The organism is Niveispirillum sp. GW835-FHT14G11, from assembly GCF_058793615.1.
Genome location: NZ_JBXAFZ010000071.1, coordinates 1 through 500 on the forward strand (window position 1 = coordinate 1; position 500 = coordinate 500).

Consider the following 500-nt stretch of genomic DNA (forward strand, 5'->3'; position numbering starts at 1 on the left):
CCGGCACGCGCCGCCTCGATGGTGGCGTTCAGGGCCAGCAGGTTGATCTGGCCGGCGATGGCGCGGATGGCATCCACGACACCCTCCATCGACCGGGCGACCTCGTCCAGGCGTTGGGCGGCCTGATCCGCCCGGTTGGTGATCTCCACCGCGCTGTCCGTGGCGCCGCGCGACTGATCCATGCTCTGGGAGATTTCAGTGATCGATGCGGCCAGTTCCTCGGCACTGGATGCCATCATTTGCACGGCGGCCGATGTCTGCTCGGCAGCGCTGCTGGCGCTGGCGGCTTCCTGGGTGGAATGATCGACGGCGTGGTCGATCTCCCCGAAATTCCGGTCGATCAGCTTTTTCAGATCGGCCAGGGTATTCATCTGTCCGGTGATGTCGGTGGCATATTTGACCACCTTCACCGGCTGACCGGCGGGGTCGAGGATCGGGTTGTAGGAGGCTTCGATCCAGACCACCTTGCCGCCCTTGCCGATGCGCTTGAACTGCCGGGC

General features: G+C 64.8%; 1 protein-coding gene. It reads right to left on the reverse strand.

What is annotated here, in order from left to right:
• A partial coding sequence (locus tag AC1Q7F_RS32650) for a PAS domain-containing protein (RefSeq protein ID WP_492512713.1) occupies positions 1–500 on the reverse strand: 500 nt, incomplete at both ends.